At 71.7% G+C, this 3,845-nt stretch carries 4 protein-coding genes; 1 reads left to right on the top strand and 3 read right to left on the bottom strand.

Going from position 1 to position 3,845, the window contains the following annotated elements:
* Nucleotides 1-246: 246 nt before the first annotated feature.
* The 3 genes from AC0IW9_RS30115 to proB form a co-directional block, all read right to left on the bottom strand.
* Nucleotides 247-900 (bottom strand): nicotinate-nucleotide adenylyltransferase, encoded by a 654-nt coding sequence (locus AC0IW9_RS30115; RefSeq protein WP_471651988.1) that lies wholly within the window; start codon nucleotides 898-900, stop codon nucleotides 247-249.
* A gap of 28 nt (nucleotides 901-928) precedes the next feature.
* Nucleotides 929-2,185, bottom strand: coding sequence for a glutamate-5-semialdehyde dehydrogenase (locus AC0IW9_RS30110; protein WP_471651989.1), 1,257 nt, complete (start codon nucleotides 2,183-2,185; stop codon nucleotides 929-931).
* A 350-nt stretch (nucleotides 2,186-2,535) separates the two neighbouring features.
* Nucleotides 2,536-3,672 (bottom strand): glutamate 5-kinase, encoded by a 1,137-nt coding sequence (gene proB, locus AC0IW9_RS30105; RefSeq protein ID WP_471651987.1) that lies wholly within the window; start codon nucleotides 3,670-3,672, stop codon nucleotides 2,536-2,538.
* On the opposite strand from proB, the gene AC0IW9_RS30100 reads away from it, so the two are divergent.
* Nucleotides 3,665-3,845, top strand: a 181-nt coding sequence (locus AC0IW9_RS30100) for a hypothetical protein (protein WP_471651986.1), incomplete at its 3' end; no start/stop codon positions are given. The genes proB and AC0IW9_RS30100 overlap by 8 nt on opposite strands.

Raw genomic sequence — 3,845 nt, 5'->3', positions numbered from 1 at the left:
CGGCAATGCCGCCCGCCGCGCGGGGGCGGGCGGGCGGCTTTGCCGCGGCGCTGCCGCGGGGCGCCTGCTTACCTGCAATCCGCGGCGTTGCCGGGGCGGCGGGCTTCGGCGCACGTGGCTTCGCCGGGGCCTTGGCGCCCTGGACGGGCTTTGCGGGGCGGCGGGTGGTGCTGGTGGTCTTGCCCCCGGTGGGGGGCTTGGGCGAGCGCGCGATGGCCGCCTCCTCTGTCTTGCTATGGGGTGGTGCTATACCACGATGCCGGCCGCGCGGCGGATTGCGGTGGCGGAGGCCGGGTGTTCGCGTGCCGGTACCAGGGTCCAGCCCGCATGGCCACAGGAACCCGCAGCGAATTCCTTTGGCAGCAACGCGCCAGGGTGCCGTCGGTGCCGCGCCATCACCCGCGCTGCCTGGCCCGAGAGTGCCCGGCGGGTCTCCCCGGGCCGGGGCAGTACCGCCAGCGGCGTCGCCCGCAGCAACTCCCGCCAGCGCTTCCAGCGTGGCAACTGGGTGAGGTTGTCAGCCCCCACCAGCAACACGAAGCGCACCCGCGGGAAGCGCTGTCGCAACAAAGCGAGCGTCGCCACGGTGAAGCGGGTGCCGAGCCGGGCCTCGATATCGGTTGCCACGACCCTGCGGCCGTCGGCGATGCGTCTGGCCGAGGCCAACCGTTCCTCGAAGGGTGCCATGCCGCGCTTCGGCTTCAGCGGATTGCCGGGCGAGACCAGCAGCCAGACCTGGTCCAGCCGCAGCGCCCGCAGCGCCCGATCCGCGACATGCCGGTGCCCTGCATGCGCCGGATTGAAGCTGCCGCCGAGCAGCCCGATCCGCGCCCGGCGACCGTCACCCCATGTGCCGGGCTGCGCCGTCACCGGACGCGGAGGCTCAGGATCGGGCAGCACATGAGGGGTCCCTCCGGTTGGGGAGGGTTCAGGGCCTGACCTGTCCGCTCCCGATCACATGGTAGCGGTAGGTGCAGAGCTGCTCCAGGCCGACCGGGCCGCGGGCATGCAGCCGCCCGGTGGCGATGCCGATCTCGGCGCCGAAGCCGAATTCGCCGCCGTCGCAGAACTGGGTGGAAGCATTCCAGAGCCCGACCGAGGAATCGAGGCCGTTGAGGAATTCCATGGCAGCGCCCGCATCCTCGGTGACGATGGCCTCGGTATGCTCCGACCCGAAGCGGCGGATATGGGCCAGCGCGGCCGGCACGCCCTCGACCACCGCGACCGAGAGGATGCTGTCCAGCCATTCGGTGCCGAAATCGGCCTCGGTCGCGGCCGGCAGTTCAGGACAGATCGCGCGGGCGGCGGCATCGGCGCGGAAGTCGCAGCCCAGGGCCCGCAGGTCGGCGACCAGCAGCGGCAGCAGGGAAGGCGCGATGGCGGCATCGATCAGCAGCGTCTCGGTCGCGCCGCAGACGCCGGTGCGGCGCATCTTGGCATTGGCCAGGATGGTGCGGGCCATGGCCGGATCGGCGGCGGCATGGATATAGGTGTGGCAAAGCCCCTCGGCATGGGCGAGGACGGGGACGCGCGCCTCTTCCAGCACCCGTGTCACCAGCCCCTTGCCGCCGCGCGGGATGATGAGGTCGATGAGGCCGGCGGCACGCAGCATGGCGCCAACGAAGCCGCGGTCGGCGGTGGGCGCTACCTGGACGCAGGCCTCGGGCAGGCCGGCGGCGCGGAGGCCGGCGGCCATCGCGGCATGAATGGCGGCGACGCTGCGCAGGCTCTCGCGCCCGCCGCGCAGGATGACGGCATTGCCGGACTTCAGGCAGAGCGCGGCGGCATCGGCGGCGACATTGGGCCGGCTCTCGAAGATCATGCCGATGACGCCGAGCGGCTGGGCGATGCGGCGGATGACGAGGCCATTGGGCCGGGTCCATTCGCTCAGCACGCGGCCGGCGGGGTCGGGCAACTCGGCCACCTCCTCCAGCCCGCGGGCCATCGCCTCGACCCGGGCCGGGGTCAGGGTCAGCCGGTCGCGGAATGCGGCGGAGAGGTCGGGCGCGGCGGCCACATCGGCCTCGTTCGCTACGAGGATCGCCGGCGCCGAGGCCCGCAACGCCAGGGCGGCTTCCCGCAGCGCCAGATCCTTCACCGGTCGAGGCGCACGCGCGAGGTCGGCGGCGGCGGCCTTGGCGGCGCGCGCGGCGGTCTCGAGCAGGGCGGCAACGGGATCGGTGATGGCGTTCACGGGGTGGTCCTCCAGGAGGACAGGACTAGCGCGGCAGGCGCAGCCCGGCAAACCGGATCCCGCATGAGCTTGGCACGAAACTCTGGGCCCCGGCGCGCCGGCCCAAAACCAGCAGTCGTAATAAGGGAGTAGCTCCAGCCTGTCGGTCAGGTCGTGACCTGTAGCCTCTCGATACAGGGTCCGGCGGGTTGCAGGATTTGCCCCGGCCCAGGAAGCCGTCGCGGGCCATCTGGATGCTGGCGCCGATGGCCGCGTCGTAGTCGGCGTGCGGGGCGGTGGCGACCATGGCCGTCGAGGTTGGCCGAAGGATGCCCACCCCCTCAGCCCATCCAGGGTCGCGGCTAGAGCACCACCAGGTCGTCGCGGTGCACGACCTCATCGCGGCCGCGCCAGCCGAGAATGGCCTCGATTTCCTCCGACCGGTGGCCAGCGATGCGCCCGGCATCCGCGGCATCATAGGCCGAGAGCCCTCGCGCCACCTCTCGCCCTTCGGTATCCCGCACGCTGACCGGGTCGCCTCGCAGGAAGCTGCCCTCGACGCTGCGCACCCCGGCCGGCAGCAGCGAGGAGCCGCGGCCGAGCGCCCTGGCTGCCCCGGCATCCACGACCAGTGCCCCCAGCGGCGCGAGGCTGCCGGCAATCCACCGCTTGCGCGCGGTGCGACCCTCGGGCGATGGCAGGAACCAGGTGCAGCGGGCGCCGTCTTCCATCGCGCGCAAAGGGTGATTCCGCTTGCCGAGCGCGATCGCCATGGCGCAGCCGGCCCCGGTGGCGATCTTCGCCGCGATCAGCTTGGTCCGCATCCCGCCGGAGGAATAGCCGGGCGGCGGGTCGCCCCCCATGGCCATGATATCCTCCGTCAGGGTCTCGACGACCGGCAGATGCGCCGCCGCCGGGTCGCGCTTGGGGTCGGCGGTATAAAGCCCGTCGATGTCGGAGAGCAGGATCAGTGCATCCGCAGCAATCATCTCGGCGACGCGGGCGGCCAGCCGGTCATTGTCGCCGAAGCGGATTTCGGCCGTTGCCACCGTGTCGTTTTCATTGATGACCGGGATGCAGCCCAACTCCAGCAGGGTGCCCAGGGTGGCGCGGGCATTGAGGTAGCGCCGGCGGTCCTCGCTGTCTTCCAGCGTGAGCAGGAGCTGCGCCGCCGGCATCCCGTGGCCGGCCAGGGCCTTTTCCCAGGCACCGGCCAGACGGATCTGCCCGACCGCCGCAGCCGCCTGCTTTTCCTCGAGCTTGAGTCGCTTGCGCGTAAGGCCGAGCGCATGGCGGGCCAGGGCGATGGCTCCGGAGGAGACGATCACCACCTCCGTCCCCCGCGCCCGCATGGCCGCGACATCGGCGGCGACGGAGGCAAGCCAGGCGTCCCGCGGCACCGCCGTCCGCTCCTCCACCACCAGGGCGGAGCCGATCTTGACCACCACGCGGCGGCAGGACGTGAGGCTTGGGGGACGGGGGGAGGCGTCAATGGTCATGGGCCGGCGCATAGCATGCGATGGGCCATTGGGGAAAAGGGACGAAGAAGGGAAGGGTACCCTGGCCGGGGTGCCCTTCCCTAACGTCGTCTTCGTCTCAGGCGAAGAGCATGTCGGTTGCGGCGATCTTGGTGACATGGGCGAGGAAGACGCTGTCGCCGGCGCTGTCGTAG

The organism is Belnapia sp. AC561 (assembly GCF_979252845.1).
The sequence above is the reverse complement of the archived record's forward strand: the minus strand, read 5'-3'. Positions and strand labels throughout refer to the sequence as shown.

What these genes read in the sequence shown, in the direction of transcription:
- proB (WP_471651987.1), bottom strand. Translation starts at nt 3,672, where the DNA reads ATGACCATTGACGCCTCCCCCCGTCCCCCAAGCCTCACGTCCTGCCGC.